We start from the raw sequence: 25,355 nt of genomic DNA on the forward strand, positions 1-25,355 counted from the left end.
CCGGCAGCCTATGCCGACGTGCTGTCGCCCGCCCGGACGGCACGCCGAAGCGCCACCGCGTCGGTGTTCCCGCCGAAGACCGGCCGGGCCGGGGCGCGGGTCACAAATGGCGGCGCTGCCCGTCGGCCCCGACCGGGTGCGTGGCACGATTGCCGCGATGACCACCGACACTGCGGGCGCTGCCGCCCGAGACGGAGAATCCCGCCGGGGCGGGCCGGCCGACTCGCCCTTTGTCCGGGCCTGCCGCCGGGAGCCCGTCGGGCACACCCCGGTCTGGTTCATGCGCCAGGCCGGCCGGTCGCTGCCGGAGTACCGGAAGATCCGGGCCAACGTGGGGATGCTGGACTCCTGCCGCCGCCCGGAACTGGTCGCCGAGATCACCCTCCAACCGGTCCGCCGGCACGGCGTCGACGCGGCGATCCTGTTCAGCGACATCGTCGTCCCGGTCGCCGCGGCCGGCGTCGACCTGGACATCGTCGCCGGCACCGGGCCGGTGGTCGCCGAGCCGGTCCGCACCGCGCAGGACGTGGAGCGGATCCACCGGATCGACCGCGCCGACGTGTCCTACGTGGACGAGGCCGTCCGGCTGCTCGTCGCCGAGTTGGGGGACACCCCGCTGATCGGCTTCGCGGGGGCCCCGTTCACCCTGGCCAGCTACCTGGTCGAGGGCGGACCGTCGCGTACCCACGCCAAGACCAAGGCCATGATGTACGGCCAGCCGGAGCTGTGGCACGCGCTCTGCGCCCGGCTCGCCGAGGTGACCCTGTCGTTCCTGCGGGTGCAGGTCGACGCCGGGGTCTCCGCCGTCCAGCTGTTCGACTCGTGGGCCGGTGCGCTGTCGGAGTCGGACTACCGTCGGTTCGTGCTGCCGCACTCCACCGCCGTGCTGTCCGGGCTCGCCGACGCGGGGGTGCCCCGGATCCACTTCGGGGTGGGCACCGCCGAGCTGCTCGGCGCGATGGGGGAGGCCGGCGCGGACGTGGTCGGCGTGGACTGGCGTACCCCGCTGGACGTTGCGACCCGCCGGATCGGCCCGGAGCGGGCGGTCCAGGGCAACCTCGACCCGACCGTGCTGTTCGCCCCCTGGCCGGTGGTGGAGGCCGAGGTGCGGCGGATCGTCGAGCAGGGCCGGGCCGCCCCCGGCCACGTGTTCAACCTCGGTCACGGTGTCCTGCCGGAGACCGACCCCGAGGTGCTGACCCGGGTGGTCGCGCTGGTGCACGAGGTGTCCGCGCGTCGGGCCGAGCAGGGCTGAACGGTGCGGGCACGGCCGTGGCGGGTGGCGGTGGTCGGCGGCGGGATCACCGGCCTGGCCGCCGCGGTCCGGCTGCGCGACCGTGCCCCCGCCGGCACCGAGATCACCGTGTACGAGCAGTCCGGCGCGCTCGGCGGCAAGCTGCGCACCGGTGAGCTGGCCGATCGCCCGGTGGAGTTCGGCGCCGAGTCGTTCCTGATGCGGGATCCCGCCGGTGGGGAGTCCGCCGCGGTGGCCCTGGCCCGCCGGCTCGGTCTGGCCGGGCAGCTCGTGCACCCCACCGTCGGGCAGGCCGCGCTCCTCGTCGACGGCGGACTCCGCCCGGTCCCGGGCGGCACGCTGGTCGGCGTACCCGGGGATCTGGCGGCGGTGGCGGCGGTCGCCGAGCCGACGGCGGACGCCGACCGCGACGGCGGCCGGCCGCTGCTCGGCGCGGACGAGGACGTCTCGGTCGGCGCGCTGGTCCGCTCCCGGTTCGGCGATCGGGTGGTGGAACGGCTGGTCGACCCGATGCTCGGCGGCGTCTACGCCGGCCGGGCCGACGACCTGTCCCTGGTCACCACCATGCCGGCGCTGGCCCGCGCGGCCCGGGTGGAGCACACCCTGGTCGGCGCGGTCCGGGCCGCCCAGGCCGCCGCCCCCCGCGCCCCCGGCGCACCGGTCTTCGGCACCCTGGCCGGCGGGCTGAGCACCCTGGTCGAGGCCGCGGCCACGGCCAGCGGGGCGACGATCCGCCGGCACGCGGCGGTCCGTGAGCTGACCCGCACCGCCGACGGCTGGCGGCTCACCGTCGGCCCGACCCGCGACCCGGAGCTGGTCGAGGCGGACGCGGTGCTGCTCACCGTGCCGGCCCGGCCCGCCGCCCGGCTACTCGCCGGGTTCGCCGCCGAGCCGGCGGCGACCGTCGGCGAGCTGGACTACGCAAGCGTCGCGCTGGTCACCCTGGCCCTGCCCGAGCCGGCTCTGCCCCGGCTCTCCGGTTTCCTGGTGCCGGCCACCGAAGGACTGCTGATCAAGGCGTCGACCTTCTTCACCACCAAGTGGGGGCACCTGGCCGCGCCGGACGGGCTGGCCCTGGTCCGCGCCTCCGTCGGCCGGTACGGTGAGGAGACCTCGCTCCAGCTCACCGACGACGACCTGCTCAGCACCGTGCACCGGGAGCTGACCCGGGTGCTCGGGGTGGCGCTGCCCGCACCGGTCGCCGGGCACGTGCAGCGCTGGGGTGGCGCGCTGCCCCAGTACACCCCCGGCCACACCGGCCGGGTGGCCGCCGTACGGGCGGCGCTGCGCGCGTCGCACCCCACGCTGGCCCTGGCCGGCGCCGGCCTCGACGGGGTCGGCATCCCGGTCTGCGTCCGCTCCGGCGAGACCGCGGCCGGGGAGATCATCGAAGCACTGGGAGGATCGGGTCAATGACCGAGCAGACCACCGAGCAGACCAACGCGGCGCGGCTCAAGGAGCTCAACGCCACCGTGCGCTACACCATGTGGTCGGTGTACCGGGCCACCGCCGCGTTGCCGTCGCTGCGGGAGAACGTCACCGGTGAGGTCGAGGCCCTCTTCGAGGAGTTGGCGGGCAAGGACGTGGTGGTCCGGGGCACGTACGACGTGGCCGGGCTGCGCGCCGACGCGGACCTGATGATCTGGTGGCACTCGTCGTCCAGCGACGCCCTCCAGGACGCCTACCTGCGGTTCCGCCGGACCACCCTGGGGCGGGCGTTGACCCCGGTGTGGTCGCAGTTGGCGCTGCACCGGCCGGCGGAGTTCAACAAGAGCCACATCCCGGCCTTCCTCGCCGACGAGGCACCCCGCCCCTACCTGTGCGTCTACCCGTTCGTCCGGTCGTACGAGTGGTACCTGCTGCCGGACGCCGAGCGGCGGGAACTGCTGGCCGAGCACGGCAAGATGGCCCGGGGCTACCCGGACGTGCGGGCCAACACGGTCGCCTCGTTCGCCCTCGGCGACTACGAGTGGATGCTCGCCTTCGAGGCCGACGAACTGCACCGGATCGTCGACCTGATGCGGGACCTGCGTGCCTCCGGGGCCCGCCGGCACGTCCGCGAGGAGATCCCGTTCTACACCGGCCGGCGGCGGTCGGTCGCCGACATCGTCAACTGCCTGGTGTGACCGGTTCGGCTCGCGGCGGTCGGACTGCGACACGCCTCTGTCGGATCGCGGACGTTCCCGGTGCCGGTCCCGTCCGGGCCGGCCGGAGTGGAACGGTGCCGGTAACCTGAGAGATTCAAGACGGTAACTTTCCGTGCCGTCCGGATCCACGGGAGGCCGGTCCGGTGTCGCAGATTGTCGAGTTCCCGCTGGAGGACGGCGGCACGATCCGGTTCGAGACCGCTGACGAGGACGGCACGATCCCGGTCGGCCGGGCCGGTGCGGCGGTCACCCGGGCGCACGAGACGCTGGAGTCGGCCCTGTCCCATCTGCGTCAGGTCAGCGTCGCCGTCCTGCGGAACCTCCGCGACGTCGCCGAGCCACCGGACCGGGTCAGTGTCGAGTTCGGGGTGAAGGTGTCGGCCCAGACCGGGCTGGTCGTCGCCAGCGGCACCTCGGAGGCCAACCTCACGGTGCAGCTCGAGTGGAACCGGCCCGGCACGCAGCCGTGAGTCGGGTGGCGCCGTGATCATGGGCGTGCGGGGGCGGTCGAACGGAGGCCCGACGTCTCCGGTGCCGGACGACGCGGAACTCGCGGTCGCCGGCGTCCGTGGGCCGGCCGGCGAGGTGGTCGGCGCGGCCTTCCTGATCGACCACCACCGGCTGCTGACCTGCACCCACGTCGTGCGGGCGGCGCTCACCGCGGATTCGTCCCCGCCGGCCGACGACCCGGACGGCCTGGAATCCCTCGACGGCAGGCTGGTCGAGGTGGTCTTCCCGCTGGTGGGCCGGGGCCGGCCGGTGACCGCCGTGGTGCTGCCTCCCGACGATCCGGACGACCCGGACGACGTCACCGTCCTGCAGATCGTGACACCGGTGCCGGCGGGCACTCGACCGGTCCGTCTGGCGCGGCCCGGGGAGCGCGGCACCCGTGACCGGTTCTGCCGGGTGTTCGGCTTCCCGGGCGGTGAGGCCAAGGGGCGCTGGTTCGAGGGGCGGGTGGTCGGGCCGGTCGGTGGGGGCTGGATGCAGCTGGCCAACCCGACCGACACCGGCTACCAGATCCAGCCGGGATACTCCGGCGCCCCGGTCTGGGACCACCGGGTCCGTTGCGTGGTCGGCATGGTCGTCGCGGCGGACCGGCGGTCGAAGCCCCGGCCCGAGCACCCCGCCGCCTTCATGATCCCGATCCGGCGGCTGCCGGTGCCCACCAGGTTCGGCCGGCCGCTGGTGGTGACCCGGTGGCGGCAGCCGTTCAGCCGGTGGCGCACCGACCCCGTACCGCCGGCCGAACGGGCGGTCCGACGAGCCCGACGGACCCGGCCGGCCGGACCCGTCGGGCAGGCCCGGTGGGGGCGGGTGCGGTGGCTGCGGTGGGGGTGGCTGGCGGCCCTGGCAGCGGTGGCGCTGGCCGGCATCGCCGTGGTCTCGCCCGAGCCGCTGCCGGGCTGCGCCCCGCCGGTGGAACTGCGGGTCGCCGCCGCCCCGGACGACCTGCTCACCTACCAGGCGGTCGCCGCCGCCTACGCGGTGTCGTCCTCGGTCCGGGGCTGCCGTACGACGAACGTGTTCGTCTACTCCGCCCCGGCCGGCGAGGTGGCCCAGGGTCTCCGGCGTGGCTGGTCGGCGTCCGCCGGGCAGCCGGCGACCGCGACCGGGCCGGCCACACCCGCCTGGTACCCGGCCGACGTCGGCCCCCGCCCGGACGTCTGGTTCCCCGGTGCCGAGCCGTTGGACGACCAGCTGCGCAAACTCCCCGCCGTCCGGGACTTCGCGACGATCGCCTGGTCGCCGCTGGTGTTGGGGGTGCCCCGGGTGCTCGTCGAGTCCGCACGGGACGACGCCGACCGGCAACGCGCGCTCACCTGGCCGGAACTGTTCGCCAAGGCCAGCCGGGCCCCGGCGGACGCGCCGGTGGTGACCGGCTCGGGCCGGCGGGTCGCCGGCACCGGCTGGCAGGTGGTACGCCCCGACCCGACGGTCTCCCCGGAGGCCCGGATGGTCGACGTGGCGCTCTACGGGCGCAGCGGGACGACGCAGCTCCGTCAGGAGGTGGAGCAACCGCTGGAGACCACCCAGGACCAGCGTGGCTACCCACTCGGGACGCTCGCCACGGTGCTCTGCCGGCAGCGCCAGCTCGCCCAGGACCCGACCGGGCCGGTACCACCTGCCGTGATCACCACGGAGCAGGCGGTGGTCCGGTTCAACGGCGGCGACCGGCTCGGCGACGCCTGTGCCGAGCTGGGTCCGCCCGTGCCCGCCCGGGCCATGGTCGCCTTCTACCCGGTGCAGACCCCGGGCGTCGACCATCGGGTGGTACGCCTGCGCTGGTCCACCTCGGTGCAGAGTCCCGCCGCCCGCGCCACCGCCGACGACTTCCAGCACTGGCTGGCCGGGCCCGGCCGGGACGTGCTGCGGGCCCAGGGCTTCCGGGTCTCCGCCCGTGGCGGGCCCGGCTCCGGCCTGACCGCGCAGAACGGGGTGTTGCCCGACTGGCCGTTGGACAACCCGCAGTGGAAGCTGGCCGACGCCTCCGACGTGCTGGCGCTCAACACCGCCGATCAGCGCTACCGGGAGGCCCGCCGGCCGGCGCGGGTGCTGCTGGCGTTGGACAGCTCCGGCTCGATGCTGGCCCCGGCCGGCCGGGGCACCCGCTTCGACCTGGCCGTCGACGGCGTGGCGACCGCGCTGCGCCAGTTGGGCGCCCGCGACGAGGTCGGGGTGTGGACGTTCTCCACCGCGTACCCGGGGGCCGCCGGCCGGCCCCGGCCGGTGGGGCGGGCCGATCCGGACCGGGACGCGGCCCTGCTCGCCCGCCTGCGCCGGACCGTGCCGGCCGGCGACACCCCGCTGCACCGGACGATCGACGACGGGGTCCGGGAGCTGCGTCGGCTCGGCGGCCCGGACAACCACCTGCGGGCGATGGTGGTGCTCACCGATGGCCGGGACACCGCCAGCGGACGCCTGACGCCCCGGCTCGCCGGTCAACCGCCGGTACGTCTCTACGTGATCGCCATCGGCGAGGCGAGCTGCGACGACCGGGTGCCGGAGCGCACCCTGCGGCAGGCCGCGCGGGCCACCGGCGGGGACTGTCGGGAGGCCGCCGCCAGCACCGTGGACCAGCGACTCACCGACCTCTTCGGCCAACTGTGGGAGAAGGGAGCTGAGCAATGACCGACCGCCAGCCGCAACGGGTCCGCCCCGCCACCCGCCGACGACTGCACATCCCGTCCGCCTTCCTGCTCGGGTTGGTCGCCGGCACGGTGCTCGGTGTCGTCGGCACCCTCACCTGGCAGGTCCTGCCGGACGGGTCCGCACCGGAACGTGGGAAGTTGCTGATCCTCAGCGGCCGGGACACCAGCGACAACCAGCAGCGGCGCAAGCTGATCGAGAGGTGGAACCAGGAACACCCTGACAACCAGGCCGAGCTGGTGGAGACCGCGGTCATCGCCGACCAGCAGCGCAGCGACATGGTGGCGATCGCCCAGGCGCAGGCCGCCCCGGGCCGGGCGGAGGACCCGGACCACGACATCGACATCTACAACCTGGACGTCACCTTCACGGCCGAGTTCGCCGCCGCCGGCTACCTGCGGCCGATCGACCAGTCGCGGCTGGCCGAGGGGCACCTCACGCAGTTCGTGCCGGAGGTGCTGGACAGCTGCCGCTACCAGGGTGACCTCTGGGCGCTGCCGTTCAACACCGACGCCGGCCTGCTCTACTACCGGACCGACCTGCTGGGCGGCGCGGCGGACGCCCCCGGGCAGCGTCGGTTCGACTGGAACACCGTCATCGAGCGCAGCCGGGCTTTGGCCGACCCGGCGGGCCGCGGGGGTCGCCCCACCATCGGGTACGCCGGACAGTTCGGCCCCTACGAGGGGCTGACCGTCAACGGGATGGAGCTGATCTGGAGCGGTGGGGTCGACAGCCTCGTCGACGAGAACACCAACCGGGTGATCTTCCAGCGGGAGCGGTGGGAGCGCCCGTTGCGGCAGGTGGCCGCCGCCCGCAAGGAGGGCCTGCTCGCCCGGAACGCGTTCGGCGTGCCCGGTGACGAGGGCAGCAGCCTGGCAGATTTCGGGCAACGTCGCGCGCTGTTCATGCGCAACTGGCCGGTCAACTACCCGAAGCTGGCCACCCCCGACGGCGTCCCGACGCCCCAGGCGCCGTTCCAGGTGACCCGGTTGCCCGGACCGTCGGCGTTGGGCGGCCAGAACCTCGCGGTGGCGAAGCAGAGCCGGCAACCCCGGGCGGCCCAGGCCCTGATCGAGTTCCTGACCAGCCGGGAGAGCCAGACCCAACTGTTCGAGCCGGGCGGTTTCGCCCCCACCCGCAACGACGTCTACGCCGACGAGGACCTGCGCGGCAAGTTCCCCTACCTGGGGCTGCTGGCGGAGGTGGTCCGGGAGGCCCGGGTCCGGCCCCGGGTGCCGCACTACTTCCAGTTCAGCCAGGTCTTCCGGGAGGGCGTCCGTACCGCGCTGGAGGGGGACGGGACGCTGCCGAAGGACTTCGAGACCCGCCTGAACCAGGCCCTGCACGGCGGCTGACCCCACCCGCGCGGCGGCTGCGCGCGGGGCGCGTGGCGGTTGCGATCGTGCGTGGCGGTAGCGGCCTCCCGAGACCGGGAGACCGCTACCGCCACGTTGTTAGGTGACGACCGCGCCGTGCGGGGTCATGTTGTCGCGTGACGGTCCCGCGCCGGGCGGAGCCGACGGGTCGGCTGGGTCAGGTGGTCGCGGTGCAGGTAGGGGTCGGGTTGGCGCCGGTGCCGGAGGCGAGGAAGCCGAAGGTCGTCTTCCCTCCGGCGGCCAGCGCACCGTTGTAGGAGACATTGCGGGCGGTCACCGAGGATCCGCTACTGGCCAACGTGGCGTTCCACGCCTGGCTGACCTGCTGCCCCCCGGAGTACGTCCAGTTCACCGTCCAGCCCTTGATCGCCGTGGCACCGGCGGTCACGTCCACCTCACCCTGGAATCCGCCGCTCCACGTCGAGGTCACCCGGTAGGTGGCGGTGCAGCCACCGGTGGTCGGCGGCGTGGTCGGCGGGGCGGTGGTGGGCGGGGCGGTGGTCGGCGGCGTGGTGGTGGGCGGGGTGGTGGTGGGCGGCGTGGTCGGGCCACCGCCGCCGAAGTCGACGTCACTGCACAGGTAGTACGACTGGTCCAGGTGGCTGGCCTGCCACACCGTGTAGACGATGTGCCGACCGGTACGGCCCGGCGCGCTCACCGGGATCTGGATCGACACGCCACCGGTGTCCTGGTCCCACTGGGAGGCCGGGGTGTTCCCGATCTGCCCGGCCAGCTCCAGGTTGCTCCAGCCCAGCGGCGTGGTCAGCGCGTTGAAGCCCTGCTTGGTCACGTACACCCGGATGTAGTCGGCCCCGTGGCTGGCCTGGTCGAAGAACTTCAGCCGGAAGCTGTTGGCGACCGACGTGGTCTTCCAGGCGCCCACGGTGTCCAGGGCGTTGTAGCGGCCGTTCTGGGTGTGCCCGCCGCTGCACAGTTGGCCGTCCGGCACGGCTGCCTGGTGGTTGCCGGCGACACCCTCACGGAACAGGCCGTTCCAGTTCCACATGGCCTGCGGGTCGGCCTGCCAGGCCTGCCAGCACATCGGGTCCTCGGTGGCCATCTTCGGGTTCTGGAACTCGCTGCCCCAGCGCAGCCAGCAGCTGTAGTTGCGCGACGCCGGGTCCACCACCGAGCCGTGGGCGGACGCCGAGTTGGCCAGGGCGGTGGTGAGCAGCAGCGCGACGATCGCGCCGATGGTGAGCAGCGACGACGCGAGAGCGGCGGGTCGTCTGCGTATGACGGTGGACATGGAGCCTCCGGGGTGAAGGGGTCGGTCGAACGACGCCCGGACGGCCGGGAGTTGCCCCTCCCATGCCTGTTGTGCGGCTCCCACGACGGCTCTGCCACTGCAGACTTGCACAGGAAAGCGGTATCCGTCAGTGTTTTGGGCGGGTTGGCCGGCCGTGCCCCATGCTGGCGGTTCAGTTCCCCCGGCGCATCGGCAGGTGCGGGATGCCGTCCTCGACGTACTGCGGTCCGGTCACCGTGAAGCCGTGGCCGGCGTAGAAGCCGGCCAGGTGGGCCTGCGCCTCCAGCACGCACGGTCGGTCGCCGACCAGCCGCAGCGCCTCGGTCATCAGCCGGCCGGCGAGCCCGCCGCCACGGGCCGCCGGGGCGACCACCACCCGGCCGATCCGCGCCACACCGCCCGGGTCGGCCAGGATCCGCAGGTACGCCAGGACGACGCCGTCGTGGGTCAGCCAGAGGTGCCGGGTGCCGGGCTCGACGTCCCGTCCGTCCAGATCCGGGTACGGGCAGCGCTGCTCCACCACGAACACGTCGATGCGTAGGCGTGCCAGGTCGTGGAAGGTGCGCGCGTCCAGCTCGGCGAGGGTGGCGACATGGACGTCGACGGTCTGCGGTGCCATCCGGCGATGGTAGGCCGACCCGCCGTCGCCCGCCCCGCCACCTCACCCGTCCTGCTGTCCGGCGTCCCGGTCGAGTGGGTCAGGCCGGGCGGGCCCCGACGGCGTCGCGGATCTCGGCCCCCTGGGCCTCCACCGCGCGGGCGCAGTGCGCGCAGCAGAAGAACCGGCCGCCGACCTCCACCCCGTGCCCAATGATCTTGACTTGGCAGTGCTCGCAGATCGGCGCGAGCTTGTGCGCCGCACACTCGAAGCAGTCGAAGGTGTGCACGTCACCGCTGACCGTGCGCACCTCGAACGCCATCCAGTAGTCGTTGCCGCAGACCTCGCAGGTAGCCACGTGTCAAACCCCCCGAATAAGGACTTCTGCCCAGCATGCGCCAGAGGCACCCTATCGGTGGTGAAATGCCCGGATTTGGGGTCAGTCCCGCTGGGGCTCCAGGCGGATCGACACCGAGTTCACGCAGTGCCGGGTGTCCTTCGGGGTGAAACCCTCGCCGTGGAAGACGTGCCCCAGGTGGCTGTCGCAGCGGGCGCAGCGGATCTCGGTACGGACCATGCCGAGGCTGCGGTCCTGGATCTCCTTGACCCGGCCCGGGATGGCGTCGTCGAAGCTCGGCCAACCGCAGTGCGAGTCGAACTTGGTGTCGCTGGAGAACAGTTCCCACCCGCAGGCCCGGCAGTGATAGACGCCAGGGGTCTTCGTGTCGACGTACTCGCCCGTCCAGGGGCGCTCGGTGCCTGCCTCACGCAGCACCCGGAACTCCTCCGGGGTCAACCGGACCCGCCACTCGTCCTCGGTGCGGGGCAGTTCGTTCTCGTCAAGACTCACCCGCCAACGGTACGTCGGATGTCGGGGGCGTCGCATATGGTCGCGAAATGGCGGGCAACGCGAAGGCGACGACGACCGAGATCGAGGTGGCCGGGCACACCGTCCGGTTGAGCAGCCCGGATCGGGTGATCTTCCCGGAGCGCGGTTTCACCAAGGTCGATGTCTTCCACTACTACCTGTCGGTGGGCGACGGGATCATGCGCGCCCTGCGGGACCGGCCGACCACCCTGCAACGCTTTCCCGACGGCGTCGAGGGGGAGTCGTTCTTCTCCAAGCGGGTGCCCACCCGGGGGGTGCCGCCGTGGGTGCGTACCGTCGGCATCACCTTTCCGAGCGGGCGCGGCGCCGACGAACTGCGCCCCACCGACCTCGCCCACGTCGCCTGGGCCGCCCAGATGGGCACCGTGGTGTTCCACCCCTGGCCGGTCCGGGCGACCGCCGTCGACCACCCCGACGAGCTGCGGGTCGACCTCGACCCGCAGCCCGGCACCGACTTCGCCGACGCGGCCACCGCCGCCGCCGAGCTGCGCGGCATCCTCGCCGAGCTGGGTGTCACCGGCTGGCCGAAGACCTCCGGCGGTCGGGGGGTGCACGTCTACCTGCGGATCGCCCCTCGCTGGACGTTCACCGAGGTGCGCCGGGCCACCATCGCGTTGGCCCGGGAGCTGGAACGGCGTCGCCCCGAGCTGGTCACCACCGCCTGGTGGAAGGAGGAACGCGGGCAACGGGTCTTCGTGGACTACAACCAGATGGCCCGGGACCGCACCATCGCCTGCGCGTACTCGCTGCGCGCCACCGCTCGGGCCACCGTCTCCACCCCGGTCGGCTGGGACGAGCTGCCCGATGTCGACCCGGACGACTTCGACCTGCGGACCGTGCCGGCCCGGCTGGCCGAACGGGGCGACCCGCACGCCGGCATCGACGATGTCGCCTTCGACCTCACGCCCCTGCTCGACTGGGCGGATCGGGACGCCGCGCACGGTCTGGGTGACCTGCCCTACCCGCCGGACCATCCGAAGATGCCCGGCGAGCCGAAACGGGTGCAACCCAGCCGGGCGAAGCGCCCGGCCGACGAGAACGCCGACTGAGCGCGGAGATCCCGGCGACCAGCACCTCGTGCCTGGTCGGCACGAGGTGATGTCCTGCGGCTCAGGGCACGAACCCGGCGATCTGCTCGTCGAGCCACGGGTAGAGTTCCTCGGCCTTGGTGCCGAGCCGGGACTTCAGATACTGGGTGGTCTCGTCGGCCAGCACCTCGATCGAACCGTCCGCGACGCCGTCGTAGGCCTGAGCCACGACACTTTCGGTGCTGACCTTCGGCATGTCCCAGCGGGCCGACATCGGGGTGTCGATCAGGCCGACGAGCAGGCCGATGACCTGCGTGCCGCGCGGGCCGAGCTGCGTGCGCAAGGCGTTGGTGGCCGACCACATCGCCGCCTTCGACGCCGCGTTGTTGATCAGCAGGTCGACGTCCGTCGCGGTAGCGGCGGCGCGCGACGCTGCCCGGATCGGTGATGTCGAGGGTGAGCGGCCGGACGCGGGTGTCGTCCCAGTCCTTCGTGGTACGCGCGGTGGCGTAGACCTTTGCCGCACCCCGTTCCAGCGCCTGCCGCACGAACTCCACGCCGAGAGCGCCGTTCGCCCCGGTCACGCCAAGTGGAGAGCCTCCCCGCACAGTCCATTCGGGGACGGTCCCCACTTGACAGGGAGTACCCTGCAGGATGGCCAGTCGCCGATGAAGCCGGCCTGCGATCCGCTGATCGAGCGCACGGGCCGGTTCCTCGACTCGGCGAAGGCTGCCGGGGATCTGGTCGGCCCGTTCACCGTGGATGAGGTGTATCAGCTGGTGCTCGCGCTGTCGTGGGCCGTCGACCGTTTCGACGACGACGAGGCTGCCGCGCGCAAACGGGTCGCGATGGCCACGACGGGGATCTTCACCCCATTCTGAGCGCGGCACTTGGGCGAGTGATGAAACAGGCTTAGTCGCGACCTGCCGACCGAAATTCGCTCCGGCGTCAACCAGGTGTGCGGTCGTTAGCGTGGGCCAGCGGCTGCCGTTTTTGGAATAACTTGCGGGGAGTGCCACTCCCACGCGTGAAAGTGGCGTTCCTCCTCCCTCTTTACGGTGCTGGAGATTGCGCCCACGTGCTGATGAAGCCTACGGTCGAATATGAAGGTGGGATGTGAGGAAGCCGGCTGCACTCGTGTGACCTGGGCAGACGTCCTCGCTGCGGGTGAGGTCCGGTCGGTGATTCCGATTCATCCGACCGTGCGCTAGTTCGGACAGGGGATTCACCATGGCGGCCACGACGAGGAAAGAGCAACGGGTCGGCGGGGCGTCGGGTAGGCATTCCGTGATCCTGGAATACCTCAAGATTCTGCCGGCCCTGCTCGCCGGGTTGGCGGCGGTACTCGTCGCCCTCACCGGATTGTTGACCCTGCTCGTCAAGTAGCGCCCGACACGCGGTCGTCGGGACGGTCCTATTCCCTCGCCGAGCGGGCCTTCGGTCCGTGCCGGCTTCCAGGCCGAAGCACGGGCCGGGGCCGGGTACGGGCCGGAGCTGACGAAGGACTGACTAGGCTCTGTGCCGATGAGCGCCCACATCCGACGAGCCACCGCCCTCGACCTGCCATCCGCTGCGCGTACGCTCGCCGTCGCGTTCCACGAGTACTCGTGGACGCGATGGTCGGTCCCGGCAGACGACTACCCACGTCGACTCGAACAACTGCAGGCCCTCTACCTGGGGCACGCCCTCGAACACGGTTTTGTCCTCGTCGATGACGACCGCCAGGCGGTCGCCGCGTTCCTGCCGCCCGACGCGCCTGCGCCGGGTGAGGAGCTACAGGCGCGGGTAGCGGATCTGCACGGCGATCGACTGGCGGCGCTGATGGCCGCCGAGCTGCCGTCGCGGCCGAAAGGTGCGTGGGACCTCGCGACGGTGGGGGTCCACCCGGATCGCCGCGGCGCTGGTCTCGGCTCCGCTGTCACCGCCGCGGGGTTGGCTCTCGTCGACGAGTCCGGCGACCCGAACGGCATCGCGCTCGAAACCTCAGACGAGCGGAACGTCCGCCTCTACGAACGCCTCGGCTTCGCGGTCACGGCGCGCACCACGATCGAGGGCGGACCTCTGGTCTACTCCATGTACCGCCCGGCCCGCCCGGCGCTCGCGCAGCGCTGACCGCCGTGCCGGCCCGGCGGACGGGCCGGGGGTGTCCCGGCCGGACCCGGTCGGCTCAGCGGCCCTCGGCGATCGCCTCGACCGCCTCCTTGGCGGTGCGCAGGTCCACGCCGGTCGCCTCCCGGTACGCCTTGATCGCTTTGATCTTGTCGCCCCGGGCCAGGTGGTCCCGCACCCCTGGCAGCGCCGGCCCCCGGTCCACGATGCCGAGGTGGTCCATGATCAGCCGCTGGCGACGCTCGATCTCCGCCAGCTTCAGCGATACGCCGTCGGGACGGTTGCGCCGGGGGAACTGCAACAGCAGCGCCAGCACGAGGGCCCCGGCCAGCAGGAGGAGAGTGGTGTCCATGCCCCGATCCAACCAGACCCGCGCCAACCGGTCATCGGTCGATCCAGAGTAACGATCATGTAACGGGTGCGAACCTTTTCCGCCGGGTCGCCGCTCTTGGTCTCCGTCGGCCCGACCCCGGGCCCGGGGGAGGCAACGGATGGAGCTGGTGTGGCGGCGGGCCCGCGAGGCGCGTGGGCTGTTGTTGGCGGCGGTGGCCACCGCACTGGTCGCGATCGCGCTGGTCACCGGGCTCGCCGACTACAACCGGCGGACCGTCGACGCGGGGCAGCGGGCCCTGCTCGCCGCCGCGCCCGTCGAGGAACGCAGCCTGCTGGTCAGCGGCTCCGGCGGACGAGACCCCGCCGAGTACGCCAGCCGGGACCGGGCCGTCCGGAACGGCTTCACCGCCGCCCTCGGTGACACCCCGGTCCGCGTCGCCGCCGCCCGCTACGGCACCGGTCGGGAACTCACCGGTGACCTCGGCCCGGTCGTCCGCACCGGAAAGGACCCGGTCTTCGCCACCCTGGCCACCCTGGACGACCTGCCCCGACACGCCGACCTCGTCGACGGCGGCTGGCCGACCGCCGGGGCCGGCCCGCTCCAGGCCACCCTGCCGGAACGCGTCGCCGGTGCGCTGGGCCTGCGGACCGGCGACCGGGTGCCGATGCGCGACCGCAGCGCCGACCGGCGTACGGAGGTGGTGCTCTCCGGCACCTGGCGGCCCCGCGACCCGGCCGACCCGTACTGGCGGCTCGCCCCCGGGCTCGGCGCGGACCCGGACACCGACGCCTCGCACGGGCCGTTCGTGCTCGACCCGGCCGACTTCGCGGCCACCTTCCCCGGCTCGGTCTCCGCCGCCTGGATGATCGCGCCCGACCTGACCGCCGTCGGGGCGGACCGGCTGCCCGCGCTGCGCCGGGCCGTCGCCACGGCGGCGACCGAGGTCCCCGAGGCGGCCGGGCTCGGCTCCTCCGCGCAGGCGGTGACCACACTCGACCGGCTGATCGACCGGATCGGCCGGGCCGACCTGGCCGGACGCTCCGCGCTGGCCACCCCGCTGCTGCTGATCGTGGTCCTCGGCGGATACGCCCTGGTGCTGATCGCCGCGCTGCTGCACCAGGACCGTCGTGACCAGACCGCGCTGCTGCGGGCCCGGGGCGCGGCCCGACGGCAGCTCGCCGGGCTGGCCACCCGGGAGGCGACCCTGGTGGTCGTCCCGGCGGCCCTGCTGGGGCCGCTGCTCGCCGGTGGGGCGCTGCGTCGGCTCGCCGCCGACGGTCCGGTCGACCTGGGCCGGGCCGTCGGCGGGGGCAGCTGGTGGTGGGCGGCGGCCGTCGCCACCGCCGTCGGCTGCCTCGTCGCCATGGTCGCCCCCACCCTGCGCGGCGGGGGCACCTACGTGGCCGATCTGGCCGCCCGGTCCCGGCCCGACCGGGTCGGCACGATCAGCCGGGCCGGACTCGACCTGGCCCTGGTCGCCTTCGCCGCGCTGGCCTGGCTGCAACTGCGTCACTACTCCTCCCCACTCGCCGGTGCCGGCAACGACCTCGGCGTCGACCCACTGCTGGTGGCCGCGCCGACGCTGGGGGTGCTGGCGGGGGCCGTGGTGGCGTTGCGGCTGCTCCCGCCGGCCACCCGGTTCGCCGAACGGTTCGTCGACCGGCGGCCGTGGACCGCGACCATCTTCGGGATGTGGCAGGCCGGCCGGCGTCCGCACGCCGGCCCGGTGCTGCTGCTCGCCCTCGCCGTCGGCGGCAGCACCCTGGCCTGGTCACTCGTCGCCACCGGGGAACGGTCCCAGGTGGACCAGGCCGACCATGCCGTCGGCGCGGACCTGCGGCTGGTCGAGCGGACCGGCGTCGCCCCCGTCGACCGGGCCGCCGCGCTCGCCGCGCTGCCCGGGGTCGACCGGGCGCTACCGGTCTGGCGGGACGAGGTCCGGGTCGGCCGGGACGACCGGCAGGCCACCGTGCTCGGCCTGGACACCGCGCACGCCGCCGGGGTGGTGAAGTTCAGCGACCGGCTCGCCGACCGGCCCGCGCGGGAGCTGTTCCCGCAGTTGGCTGCCGCCCGGGGAACGGCCGTCGGGGTGCCGCTGCCGGCCGCCGCCCGCAGCCTCACCGGCACCGTCCGCACCCCCGTCGAGCGGCCCGTCGGCCCACACCGGATTGCCGTGTCGGTGCTGCTCACCCGGGCTGACGGGCTGGCGTACCGGCTGCCGGTGGCGAGCACCGGCAGCGACGGGCTCGCCACCCCGTTCACCGTCACCCTGCCGGCCGTCGACGGGCTGCGGCTGGCCGGCTTCGAGGCCGACGGTGGGGACGTGGCCGGCACCGGGTACGCGATCCAGGTCCGCGGGCTGCGCACCGTCGGGCCGGACGCCCGATCGACCGCCGTCCCGCTCACCGGTGCGTGGCGGGTGGCCTCCGCCGAACCGGCCGAGCAGAGCAGCGCCACGGTCACCGGCGACGGGCTGACCGCCACCCACCCGGTCGGCCTCATCGAGGGCGGCCGGTACGCGTACCAGCCGTCCTCCCGCTTCGCGGTGGTGCCGGACGGTCCGAACTCCGCCGTACCGGCGCTGATGACCCCGGCTGTGCGGGCCGCGCTCAACGTCCGCCCCGGGGAGACCGTCACGCTGGCCCTGTCCGGGGTCTCCCTGCCGGTGCGGCTGATCGCGGAGGTGACCGCGCTGCCTACCGCCGCCGGGGACGGGGTGCTGCTGGACCTGCCCGCCGCGACCGACTGGCTGATCCGGAACTCCGGCACCGTCCGGGCGGTGCCCGAGTGGTGGCTGCGGGTCGACGCCGCAGGGCACGCCGAGGCGACCCGGGCCGCCGCCGCGCTGCCCGGGACGACCCTGCTGGACCGTCGGCAGGAAGCCGTCGTTGCCGCCGTCGACCCGTACTGGCAGGGCGCCCGGACGGGGCTGCTGGCCGCCGCCCTCGGGTCGGTGCTGCTCGCCCTGGTCGGCCTGGTGGTGGACGTCTGGGCCACCGCCCGGCACCGGCTCGGCGAGTTCTCGGTGCTGCACACCCTCGGCGCGTCGCCCCGGCTGCTGGCCCGAGCGCTGCTCGCCGAGCAGACCTTCCTGGCCGGGATCGGCGTCGGCGTCGGCCTGTTGCTCGGCGCGGCGGTCGGGGCCACCATGGCCCCGCTGGTCGTGCTCACCCCGGCCGCCGGGCGACCGGTGCCCGAGCCGGTGTTCGCCCTGGCCTGGACCCCGATCGGGTGGACCGTGGCGGGGCTGCTGCTGGCCGCGTCGGCCGGCAGCGCGGCGATGGCCACCGGCCTGCGACAGCGGGTCGCCGTCACCCGACTGCGGGTCGGGGGAGAACGGTGAGGACACCGAGAACCGGGCTGCCGCACCACGGGGAGGACCAGCGATGAGTATCGGTGCCGTGCCCCGCCGGGTAGGCGTCCACAGTGGGCAGTTCCTGCTGCTGGCCGCGCTGACGATCGTGATCACCCTGCTGGTCGGCGGGGTGCCGAGGGTGGTCAACCGGCTGGCCGACCAGGGGCTGCGGGAACACCTGGCCACCGAGCCCGCCGCCCGCCGCGACCTGACGTACGCCACCCGCCCTGCCGTCGGGGCCCCACCGGCCAGCGGCCAGGCCGCCGAACTGGACGTGCGCCAACAGCGGATGCCCGCCGACGTGCGGGCCGCCGTGGCGCACCGCTGGTACGCCGCGCAGACCCCGGCGGGCCGGGTCACCGGCCCCGACCTGGCCCGGAACAACCACCTGGTGGACCTGGGCCTGCGTGCCCTGCCCGGGATCGACGCGGCGGGCACCCTGGTCGAGGGCCGCTGGCCGGACGAGCAGGCCGACGGCGACGCCCCGGTGCAGGTCGCCCTGGACGCCGACGTCGCCGGCCGGTTCCACCTGCGCGTCGGCAGTCGACTCCTCCTCGCCGCCCCCGGCGACCCGGGGGTCGGCCCGCCCACCCCGCTGACCGTGGTCGGGTTGTTCCGGCCCACCGACCGCGCCGACGGCATCTGGGACACCCTGCCCTCGGTGCTGGAGGTCGTCGAGCCGGAGGGGGACGCCCAGCCGTTCGTCCTGGTCGCAGTGGTCGCCACCACCGCGCTGGACCGGCAGGCCGCCGGAGGTCGGCCGGTGTCGTTCACCTGGCGGTACCGGCTCGGCCCGGACGGCATCGACGTGCGGCGGATCGACCAGCTCATCGACGGGGTGCAGCGGCTGGCACGCGGCAGCACCGACACCGGCGCGGAGCTGACCCAGGGGGTCGACGTCCCGTTGCGCGAGTTCAGCCGGGCGGTGACCTCGGCGCGTACTCTGCTCGCCGTCGTCGGGGCCGGGGTGCTGGCGACGCTGGCCGGGCTGGTCGTGCTGGCCGCCGCGCTGACCGTGCGCCGCCGCCGTACCGAGTTCGTCCTGATCCGCGCCCGGGGCGGCGGCACCGCCGGTGTACGGCGCAGCCTCGCCGAGTCGCTGCTGGTCGTCCCACCCGCCGCCGGGCTCGGCTGGCTGCTCGGTGGCCTGCTGCCCGGTGCGCCCGGGGGCACCGGGCCACTCGCCGTCGGCGCGACCGTCCTGGTCACGCTGGCGCTGCCGGTGGCGACGCTGACCGTACCGTCGGGGGTGGTCGGGCGGCGGGACCTGGTCCGGCTGCGGCCGTCCGCGCGGCGGGCCACCACGGAGGCCGCCCTGGTGCTGCTTGCCGGGCTCGCGGTGGTGCTGCTGCGGCGGCGGGGCCTCACCCCGGGTGCGGTCGACCCGCTGCTGGTGTCGGTGCCGGCGCTGGTCGCGGTGGCCGCCTCGGTGCTCGCACTGCGGCTGTACCCGTGGCCGGTGCGGCTGGCCGGCCGGCTCGCCGCGCGTACCCGGGGCAGTGTGGCGTTCCTGGGGACCGTCCGCGCCGGCCGGGCGGCGGCGGCCACCCCGCTGGTCGTGGTGGTGCTCGCGGTCGCCACCGCCGCGTTCTGCGGCGTGGTCGCCACCGGCATCGAGGCCACCCGGGACGACGTCGCCACCCGCGCGGTGCCGGCGGACGCGCTGATCCGGGGCGACCGGCTCGCCCCGGACACCGGTCCGGCGCTGGAACGGCTGCCCGGGGTGCGGGCGGCCACCGGAGTCGTCGACGAGCCGGCGCAGCGGTTGGCGACCGACGCCGACGGCACCGACGCCCGGCTGCGTGACACCAGCGTGCTGCTGGTCGACGGCCCGGGGCTGGCCCGCACGGCGCGGGCCGCCGGTCGGGACGTCCCGGTGCCCGGCCTGCTGCGCGACGCCCGACCGGGCGACGGCCCGCTGCCGGCGGTGGTCTCCCCGGCGGTCGCCGCCGACCTGGCCGCCGCCGGCCTGCGGTCCGCCTTCGTCACCGTGCAGGGCCAGCGGTACGAGTTCACGCCCGCCGACACCGTCGCCGACTTCCCGCTGGCCCGGCCGGACACCACCCGGTACGTCGTGCTGCCCTGGCAGGCGCTGCCCCGTCGAGACGATCCGCCGGTGCCCACCGGCTTCCTGGTGGCCGGCGACCGGCTCGCCGCCGAGGTGCTGCGTCGGGCCGGGGACGAGGGGCAGCGTCGCTACCAGACCGAGGGGACGCTGACCGCCGGGGAACGGCCCCGGGGCGCGGCGGTGGTGACCTGGTCACAGACCCGGCTGCGGCTGGGCGGGGGCGGCGCGAACGGGTTGCTCGGCTTCGGGTTCACCGCCGGCGCGGTGGCCGGTGGGGTGTTGGCCCTGCTCGCGGTCGCCTTCACCGTGCTGGCCGGGGCCCGTGCCCGAGGTGAGGTGCTGTCCCGGCTGCGCACCCTGGGGCTGTCCCGCCGGCAGTGGCGGGGACTGCTGCTGGTGGAGCTGGCCCCGCTGGTGGGGGTGTCGGTGCTGACCGGCGCGCTGGTCGGGGTGCTGCTGCCGGTGTTGCTCACCCCGGTGCTCGGGCTCGCCGCGTTCACCAGCGGCGTGCCGGTACGGGTGACCTTCGCGCCCGCTCTGGTCGCCGCCACGGTCGGGCTCGGCGCGGTCGCGCTGGGGTTCGCGATGGCGGTGGAGGCCCTGAACAACCGTCGGATGCGCCTCGGTGAGGTGCTCCGGCTCGGAGAGGAGAGCTGAGATGACCAGGATCGCGGAGAGTCCCGTCGTACCGGATCTGGCGGACCTGCAACGACGCGCGGCGCAGCGGGCGGCCGAGCGGGCCGGCGGGCAGGACCGGCTGCGGGGGCACATCGTCTGCGACGGCCTGGTCCGGATCTTCACGACCGAAGGGGTCGAGGTGGTCGCCCTCCAGGGGCTGGACCTGGTGATCGACCGGGGTGAGCTGGTGGCGATCGTCGGGGCGTCCGGTTCGGGCAAGTCGACGCTGCTGAACATCCTCTCCGGGTTGGACACCCCGACCGCGGGGATCGCCCGGGTGGCCGAGTACGACCTGCTGGCGCTCTCCGCCCGCCGCCGGTTGCGCTACCGGCGGCACACCGTCGGGTTCGTCTGGCAGCAGACCGGCCGGAACCTGCTGCCGTACCTGACCGCCCGGGAGAACGTGGAGTTGCCGATGCGGTTGGCCGGTCGGCGCGGTGGCGGCCGGGCCCGGCGACGACGGGCCGACGAGTTGCTGGAACTGGTCGGGGTGGGGTACTGCGCGGACCGGCGACCCGGCCAGCTCAGCGGCGGTGAGCAGCAGCGCTGTGCGGTGGCGGTGGCGGTGGCCAACGACCCGGAGGTGCTCTTCGCCGACGAGCCGACCGGCGAGTTGGACGAGGCGACCGGTGCCGAGGTCTTCGCGGCGCTGCGCACCATCAACGCCGAGTTGGGGGTGACGGTGGTGGTGGTCACCCACGACCAGGCCGTCGCCACCCAGGTCCGCCGGACCGTCGCGATCCGCGACGGCCGGACCGCCTCCGAGGTACGCCGGACCGCGCGGATCGGTGCCGACGGCAGCACCGAACTGGTCAGCGAGGAGTACGCGGTGCTGGACCGGACCGGCCGGATGCAGCTACCGGCGGCCTTCGTGGAGGCCCTGGCACTACGGGACCGGGTCCGCCTCGATCTCGAACCGGACCACGTGCAGGTCCGCCCCGGCGACCGTACGGCGGAGCAGAACGGGAGTGACGCATGAGCGAGCACGTGTCCGCCGTCCGGGCCGCCGAGCCGGTCATCGACGAGGTGGTGCGGCTCGAGGGGGTGAGCCGGACGTTCGGCCGGGGGCGGCACGCCGTACCCGCCGTCCGCGAGGTCTCCTTCACCGCCGGCCGGGGCGAGCTGGTCGCGGTGCGGGGCCGCTCGGGCGCCGGCAAGACCACCCTGCTGAACCTGGTCGGCGGCCTGGACCGTCCGGACACGGGCCGGATACGGGTGGCCGGCCACGACGTCACCGAGGCCGGCGAGGCCGAGCTGCTGCGGCTGCGGCGGGGGACGGTCGGATTCGTGTTCCAGACCTTCGGGCTGGTGCCGATCCTGTCGGCGGCCGAGAACGTCGGGGTGCCGCTGCGGCTGGCCCGGGTTCCGGCGGCGGAACGCGAACAGCGGGTGGCGGTGCTGCTGGAACTGGTCGGCCTGGGCGGCCATGCCCGACAGCGCCCGTACGAGCTGTCCGGCGGGCAGCAGCAGCGGGTCGCCGTGGCCCGCGCCCTGGCCAACGAACCCGACCTGCTGATCGCCGACGAGCCGACCGGTCAGCTCGACTCCGAGACCGGCCGGGCCGTTATGGACCTGCTCCGTGCGGTGGTGCACGCCCGGGGGATGACCGCACTGGTCGCCACCCACGACCCGACCCTGATCGAGGTGGCGGACCGGACGCTGACCCTGCGCGACGGCCGACTGGTCGACGACTGAAACCTCCGCCGCAGGTCCGACCGTCCCTGCTCCCTGCTTCCCGCTCCCTGTTCCCCGTTCCCTAGTCCCCGCCTGCGGCCCGCTTCTTGGTCTCCGTGTCTCCGTTTCCTGGTCTCCGGCTGCGGCCCGTTCCTGGTCCCCGGCATGATCACCAATACCTGGTCCCTGGCCTGGTTCGCTCGGAGATCTGTCGGAGGCTTTCGACAGCGGAGCCGGTGGTGTTCGGGTCGCGTGCTTTCGAGCTGATGACGGAAACGATTCAGGCACGCGGTCAGGGTTGCGATCTGGAACGGGCGGTCCGCGGCGGCGGTCGGACCGGTGTCTGCGGTCGAGTCAGCGGCCCGCCTTACGGCCATTGCCCCTGAGTCGTTTCCGTCATCAGCTCGAAAGGCTCCCATCAGAATGTCCTTGGCTCCCGGCTCCCGGCTCCCGGCTCCCGGCTCCCGGCTCCCGGCTCCCGGCCCCGGCTCCCGGCTCCCGGCCCCGGCTCCCGGGCTCTGCTCCGGCTCCCGGGCTCTGCTCCGGCTCCCGGGCTCTGCTCCGGGTCCTGGGGTCCGCGCCGGGGCTGACCCCGGCCCCGGCCCCGGCCCCGGGCCCCGGCCCCGGGCCCGGCTCGGGCTGGGGCTGGGGGTGCGCGTGGAGAGCCTGGTGTGCGGACGTCGGTCGTCGATGTTCCGGGCGGTGACGGCCGTCCGGTTCAGAGGGTGAGCTTCATGCCCTCGTGGCTGGCCACGAAACCGAGGCGCTGGTAGAACCGGTGCGCCTCGGTACGGGACTTGTCGGTGGTGAGCTGCACCAACGCGCAACCACGCCGACGGGCCTGGTCGATCGCCCAGGTCATCATGGTCCGGCCCAGCCCCTGACCGCGCAGGTCGGACCGAATCCGCACCCCCTCGACGAGCGCCCGCTCGGCGCCGTGTCGCCCCAGCCCCGGGAGGTAGGTGAGCTGGAAGCAGCCGACGACCTCCCCGGCACGTTCGGCCACCACCTGCTGGTTGCGCGGGTCGGCGGTGATGTCGGCGAAGGCCCGCTCGTACGCCTCGTCCACCTCGGCGATGTCGCGTGCCTTGCCGAGCACGTCGTCGGCGAGCAGGGCCAGCACGGCGGGCAGGTCGGCCCGGACCGCCTCGCGGAGGATCACGTCGGTCATGGCCGGCAGCCTGTCACAGCGGTCCCGGTCGATCGGCGGGCGGAGGTGGTGCCCTGGGGGCAGCATGACCTGGCATGGAGCCGTTGTTGTTGCCGTTCCGGTGGATCTACCGGGGCCTGGTGTACTTCGCGAACTCGCCCCGGACGCTGATCACGTCGTACCTGTTGATGATCGTGGTGGCCGGGGTGATCTACGGCCAGGTGGAGCACCGCAGCGCCGCCGACGCCGTCTGGTGGGCGGTGGTCACCGCCTCCACCGTCGGCTACGGCGACATCTCGCCGACCACCTGGCAGGGGCGCATCCTGGCGGCGCTGCTGATCTCCACCATGGTGCTGCTGGTCATCCCCCTGATCACCGCGCACTTCGCCAGCCGGCTCATCGTCGACGACGACGCGTTCGAGCACGTCGAGCAGGAGCAGCTGAAGAACGACGTACGTCGGATGCGGGCCCTGCTGGAGGAGTTGGCCGTCCAGCAGGGCATCGTGTTGCCGGAGTTGCCACCCGAACCGGCCCCACCGGACCACGCGAGCCTCGTCAGGCAACGGCTGCGCGGACACCGCTACCGCCGCTGACCCTGACTCCGCCGCCAGCGCCGTAACCGGTGCTCGTCATCCGCCTCCGCCGGCAGCGACCGCCGGCCGGCTGCCGGCTGCCTGCCGCCACCCCGTCACCGGGCGGGGCAGCGCAGCCCTTCCCGGGGGACGGTGAGCGAGATCAGGTACGCGTCCACCGCCTCGGTCACACAGCTGGTCTGCGGGTACGCGGTGTGCCCCTCGCCCTCCCAGGTCAGCACCCGGCCCACACCCAGCATCGCGGCCAGCCGGGCGGTCTGCTCGTACGGGGTGGCCGGGTCGCCGGTGGTGCCCACCACCACGATCGGCGGCGCCCCGTCCGCCCGGCCGGTCGGGTACGGGTCACGCCCGCCCGGCCATTCGACGCAGCCGAACATCCCCACCGCCAGGGCCGGGCCGAACAGCGGGTACTTCTGCCGCCACTGGGACTGCAGCTCGCGGATCTGGTCGACGCTGGGCTTCTCGGTCTCGTCGGCGCAGTTGACCGCCAGGTTGGCGTCGAAGAGGTTGGAGTAGTACCCGTCCTCGCCGCGTCCGGTGTACGCGTCGGCGAGCTTGAACACGTCGGCCGGGTCGCCCTGGCCGAGTTTGTCGATCGCCCGGGCCAGTTCCTCCCAACCCGATTCCGTGTAGAGCGAGGAGATCACCGCGTAGAAGACCCATCCGGAGGTGGCCTCCCGCCCGCCGGCCCCGCGGACCGGGGAGACCTTCGCCTTGTCGATCGCCGACGTCACCGCGCCCCGGGCGTCGGGGGCGATCGGGCAGCGGCCGGCGTTCGCCGTGCACCAGCGGTCGAAGTTGTCGAACGCCCGCTCGAAGCCTCGGGCCTGGCTCTCCGAACCGGCCACCAGCTTCTGTTGCGGGTCGACCGCGCCGTCGAGCACCAGCGCCCGGACCCGCTGCGGGTAGAGCTGGGCGTAGGTCGCGCCGAGCAGGGTGCCGTATGAGTAGCCGAGGTAGGTGAGCTTGTCGTCACCGACGGCGGCCCGGACCGCGTCCATGTCCCGGGCGGCCTGAGTGGTGCCGTAGAGCGGGAGCTGGTCGCCGTACCGGTCGCCGCAGCCCCGGCCGATCCGTTGGTTGAGCGCCTGGTAGGCGTCGAACGACTGCTGGCTGCTCGGGTCGGGGTCGTAGCCGAAGCTGGCGTCCAGGTCGGCGTCGGAGATGCACTTCACCGGGCTGGACCGGGACACCCCGCGTGGGTCGAAGCCGACGATGTCGAACCGGTCGGTGATCGAGGTGGGCAGCCCTCCGAACGACGGCCCGAACGACAGGTAGACGGCGGTGTCCACGCCGGACCCGCCCGGCCCGCCCGGGTTGATCACCAGGGAGCCGATCCGGTCCCGCTGCGTGGTCGAACGGGCCCGTAGCAGCGCGATCTCGAAGGTCTCGCCGTTGCCCGGCCCGGCGGTCGCCCCCGTCCCGGTGCCCCAGTTGCGGGGCACGGCGATCTTGGCGCACTCGTACCGCATCCCCGGAGCGCCCCGGCCGACCAGCTCGTCGGCGACCTCTGGGCAGGACCGCCAGGTGGGGGCGTTGCCGGGCGCCGCAGCCGACGAGTCCTCTGTGCGCGGGGCGAACGCCGGCAGCGTGCACCCGGTGGCGAGCAGCGCGCCCGCGACGAGCCCGGCCAGGGTGAGCCGGACCCGGCGGAGCCGGTGGGCAGAGCGGGTCACCAGCGAGCCTCCATGATCGTGTGGAC

At 73.9% G+C, this 25,355-nt stretch carries 23 protein-coding genes; 15 read left to right on the plus strand and 8 right to left on the minus strand.

Annotation, left to right across the window (positions count from 1 at the left end; translation table 11 throughout):
- Window positions 1-157: 157 nt before the first annotated feature.
- The 6 genes from hemE (at window position 158) to ACIG87_RS20080 (ending at window position 7,907) form a co-directional block, all read left to right on the plus strand.
- On the plus strand, window positions 158-1,255 hold the full coding sequence (gene hemE / locus ACIG87_RS20055; protein WP_396852211.1) for a uroporphyrinogen decarboxylase: 1,098 nt from the start codon (window positions 158-160) through the stop codon (window positions 1,253-1,255).
- 3 nt (window positions 1,256-1,258) lie between these two features.
- Window positions 1,259-2,671, plus strand: a complete 1,413-nt coding sequence (hemG, locus tag ACIG87_RS20060; RefSeq protein ID WP_396852212.1) for a protoporphyrinogen oxidase — start codon at window positions 1,259-1,261, stop codon at window positions 2,669-2,671.
- Window positions 2,668-3,381: a hydrogen peroxide-dependent heme synthase gene (gene hemQ, locus ACIG87_RS20065; RefSeq protein ID WP_396852213.1), complete on the plus strand. Its 714-nt coding sequence runs from the start codon at window positions 2,668-2,670 to the stop codon at window positions 3,379-3,381. The genes hemG and hemQ overlap by 4 nt, the downstream gene beginning before the upstream one ends.
- Before the next feature lie 164 nt (window positions 3,382-3,545).
- Window positions 3,546-3,872 carry a CU044_2847 family protein gene (locus ACIG87_RS20070; RefSeq protein ID WP_396852215.1) on the plus strand — a complete coding sequence of 109 codons (327 nt, stop codon included), beginning with the start codon at window positions 3,546-3,548 and terminating at the stop codon, window positions 3,870-3,872.
- A gap of 61 nt (window positions 3,873-3,933) precedes the next feature.
- On the plus strand, window positions 3,934-6,534 hold the full coding sequence (locus tag ACIG87_RS20075; RefSeq protein WP_396852217.1) for a trypsin-like peptidase domain-containing protein: 2,601 nt from the start codon (window positions 3,934-3,936) through the stop codon (window positions 6,532-6,534).
- Complete coding sequence (locus ACIG87_RS20080) at window positions 6,531-7,907, plus strand: extracellular solute-binding protein (RefSeq protein ID WP_396852218.1); 1,377 nt, start codon at window positions 6,531-6,533, stop codon at window positions 7,905-7,907. The genes ACIG87_RS20075 and ACIG87_RS20080 overlap by 4 nt, the downstream gene beginning before the upstream one ends.
- A gap of 178 nt (window positions 7,908-8,085) precedes the next feature.
- Here ACIG87_RS20080 and ACIG87_RS20085 read toward each other — a convergent pair whose 3' ends face one another.
- The 4 genes from ACIG87_RS20085 to msrB all read right to left on the minus strand — a co-directional run bounded on the left by ACIG87_RS20085 (window position 8,086) and on the right by msrB (window position 10,625).
- Window positions 8,086-9,177, minus strand: a complete 1,092-nt coding sequence (locus ACIG87_RS20085) for a lytic polysaccharide monooxygenase (RefSeq protein WP_396852219.1) — start codon at window positions 9,175-9,177, stop codon at window positions 8,086-8,088.
- Between the two features lie 172 nt (window positions 9,178-9,349).
- A complete protein-coding gene (locus ACIG87_RS20090) occupies window positions 9,350-9,796 on the minus strand; it encodes a GNAT family N-acetyltransferase (protein WP_396852221.1) in 447 nt (148 codons plus the stop codon).
- A 79-nt stretch (window positions 9,797-9,875) separates the two neighbouring features.
- Window positions 9,876-10,133: a Prokaryotic metallothionein gene (locus ACIG87_RS20095; RefSeq protein ID WP_396852222.1), complete on the minus strand. Its 258-nt coding sequence runs from the start codon at window positions 10,131-10,133 to the stop codon at window positions 9,876-9,878.
- 81 nt (window positions 10,134-10,214) lie between these two features.
- Window positions 10,215-10,625, minus strand: a complete 411-nt coding sequence (gene msrB / locus ACIG87_RS20100) for a peptide-methionine (R)-S-oxide reductase MsrB (RefSeq protein WP_396852224.1) — start codon at window positions 10,623-10,625, stop codon at window positions 10,215-10,217.
- Window positions 10,626-10,672: 47 nt separating this feature from the next.
- On the opposite strand from msrB, the gene ligD reads away from it, so the two are divergent.
- The gene (gene ligD / locus ACIG87_RS20105) at window positions 10,673-11,713 is read left to right on the plus strand and encodes a non-homologous end-joining DNA ligase (protein WP_396852226.1); all 1,041 of its coding nucleotides are present in this window, start codon (window positions 10,673-10,675) and stop codon (window positions 11,711-11,713) included.
- 61 nt (window positions 11,714-11,774) lie between these two features.
- Here the strand turns inward: ligD and ACIG87_RS20110 are convergent, their stop codons facing one another.
- Window positions 11,775-12,056 (minus strand): hypothetical protein, encoded by a 282-nt coding sequence (locus ACIG87_RS20110; RefSeq protein WP_396852228.1) that lies wholly within the window; start codon window positions 12,054-12,056, stop codon window positions 11,775-11,777.
- Between ACIG87_RS20110 and ACIG87_RS20115 the strand changes: the two genes are divergently transcribed.
- The 3 genes from ACIG87_RS20115 (at window position 12,043) to ACIG87_RS20125 (ending at window position 13,804) form a co-directional block, all read left to right on the plus strand.
- Window positions 12,043-12,573 (plus strand): hypothetical protein, encoded by a 531-nt coding sequence (locus ACIG87_RS20115; protein WP_396852230.1) that lies wholly within the window; start codon window positions 12,043-12,045, stop codon window positions 12,571-12,573. The genes ACIG87_RS20110 and ACIG87_RS20115 overlap by 14 nt on opposite strands.
- Before the next feature lie 349 nt (window positions 12,574-12,922).
- Window positions 12,923-13,078, plus strand: coding sequence for a hypothetical protein (locus ACIG87_RS20120; RefSeq protein WP_396852232.1), 156 nt, complete (start codon window positions 12,923-12,925; stop codon window positions 13,076-13,078).
- Between the two features lie 138 nt (window positions 13,079-13,216).
- The gene (locus tag ACIG87_RS20125) at window positions 13,217-13,804 is read left to right on the plus strand and encodes a GNAT family N-acetyltransferase (RefSeq protein ID WP_396852234.1); all 588 of its coding nucleotides are present in this window, start codon (window positions 13,217-13,219) and stop codon (window positions 13,802-13,804) included.
- A 55-nt stretch (window positions 13,805-13,859) separates the two neighbouring features.
- Here the strand turns inward: ACIG87_RS20125 and ACIG87_RS20130 are convergent, their stop codons facing one another.
- Window positions 13,860-14,153: a hypothetical protein gene (locus ACIG87_RS20130; protein WP_396852236.1), complete on the minus strand. Its 294-nt coding sequence runs from the start codon at window positions 14,151-14,153 to the stop codon at window positions 13,860-13,862.
- 139 nt (window positions 14,154-14,292) lie between these two features.
- On the opposite strand from ACIG87_RS20130, the gene ACIG87_RS20135 reads away from it, so the two are divergent.
- From ACIG87_RS20135 to ACIG87_RS20150, 4 genes are read left to right on the plus strand one after another with little or no spacing between them, the layout of a single operon-like run.
- Window positions 14,293-17,478 carry an FtsX-like permease family protein gene (locus ACIG87_RS20135; RefSeq protein ID WP_396852237.1) on the plus strand — a complete coding sequence of 1,062 codons (3,186 nt, stop codon included), beginning with the start codon at window positions 14,293-14,295 and terminating at the stop codon, window positions 17,476-17,478.
- Between the two features lie 43 nt (window positions 17,479-17,521).
- Window positions 17,522-20,215 (plus strand): FtsX-like permease family protein, encoded by a 2,694-nt coding sequence (locus ACIG87_RS20140; RefSeq protein WP_396852239.1) that lies wholly within the window; start codon window positions 17,522-17,524, stop codon window positions 20,213-20,215.
- A 1-nt stretch (window position 20,216) separates the two neighbouring features.
- Window positions 20,217-21,215: an ABC transporter ATP-binding protein gene (locus tag ACIG87_RS20145; RefSeq protein ID WP_396852240.1), complete on the plus strand. Its 999-nt coding sequence runs from the start codon at window positions 20,217-20,219 to the stop codon at window positions 21,213-21,215.
- A complete protein-coding gene (locus ACIG87_RS20150; RefSeq protein ID WP_396852242.1) occupies window positions 21,212-21,931 on the plus strand; it encodes an ABC transporter ATP-binding protein in 720 nt (239 codons plus the stop codon). The genes ACIG87_RS20145 and ACIG87_RS20150 overlap by 4 nt, the downstream gene beginning before the upstream one ends.
- Window positions 21,932-22,628: 697 nt before the next feature.
- On the opposite strand, the gene ACIG87_RS20155 is transcribed toward ACIG87_RS20150, so the two are convergent.
- Window positions 22,629-23,081: a GNAT family N-acetyltransferase gene (locus ACIG87_RS20155; RefSeq protein WP_396852244.1), complete on the minus strand. Its 453-nt coding sequence runs from the start codon at window positions 23,079-23,081 to the stop codon at window positions 22,629-22,631.
- A 74-nt stretch (window positions 23,082-23,155) separates the two neighbouring features.
- Between ACIG87_RS20155 and ACIG87_RS20160 the strand changes: the two genes are divergently transcribed.
- Window positions 23,156-23,653 (plus strand): potassium channel family protein, encoded by a 498-nt coding sequence (locus tag ACIG87_RS20160; RefSeq protein WP_396852245.1) that lies wholly within the window; start codon window positions 23,156-23,158, stop codon window positions 23,651-23,653.
- Window positions 23,654-23,748: 95 nt separating this feature from the next.
- On the opposite strand, the gene ACIG87_RS20165 is transcribed toward ACIG87_RS20160, so the two are convergent.
- A complete protein-coding gene (locus tag ACIG87_RS20165; protein WP_396852396.1) occupies window positions 23,749-25,332 on the minus strand; it encodes an alpha/beta hydrolase in 1,584 nt (527 codons plus the stop codon).
- Window positions 25,333-25,355: the final 23 nt, after the last annotated feature.

Origin of the sequence: Micromonospora sp. NPDC051925 (genome assembly GCF_044548625.1) — a bacterium.
Classification (GTDB): Bacteria; Actinomycetota; Actinomycetes; order Mycobacteriales; family Micromonosporaceae; genus Micromonospora.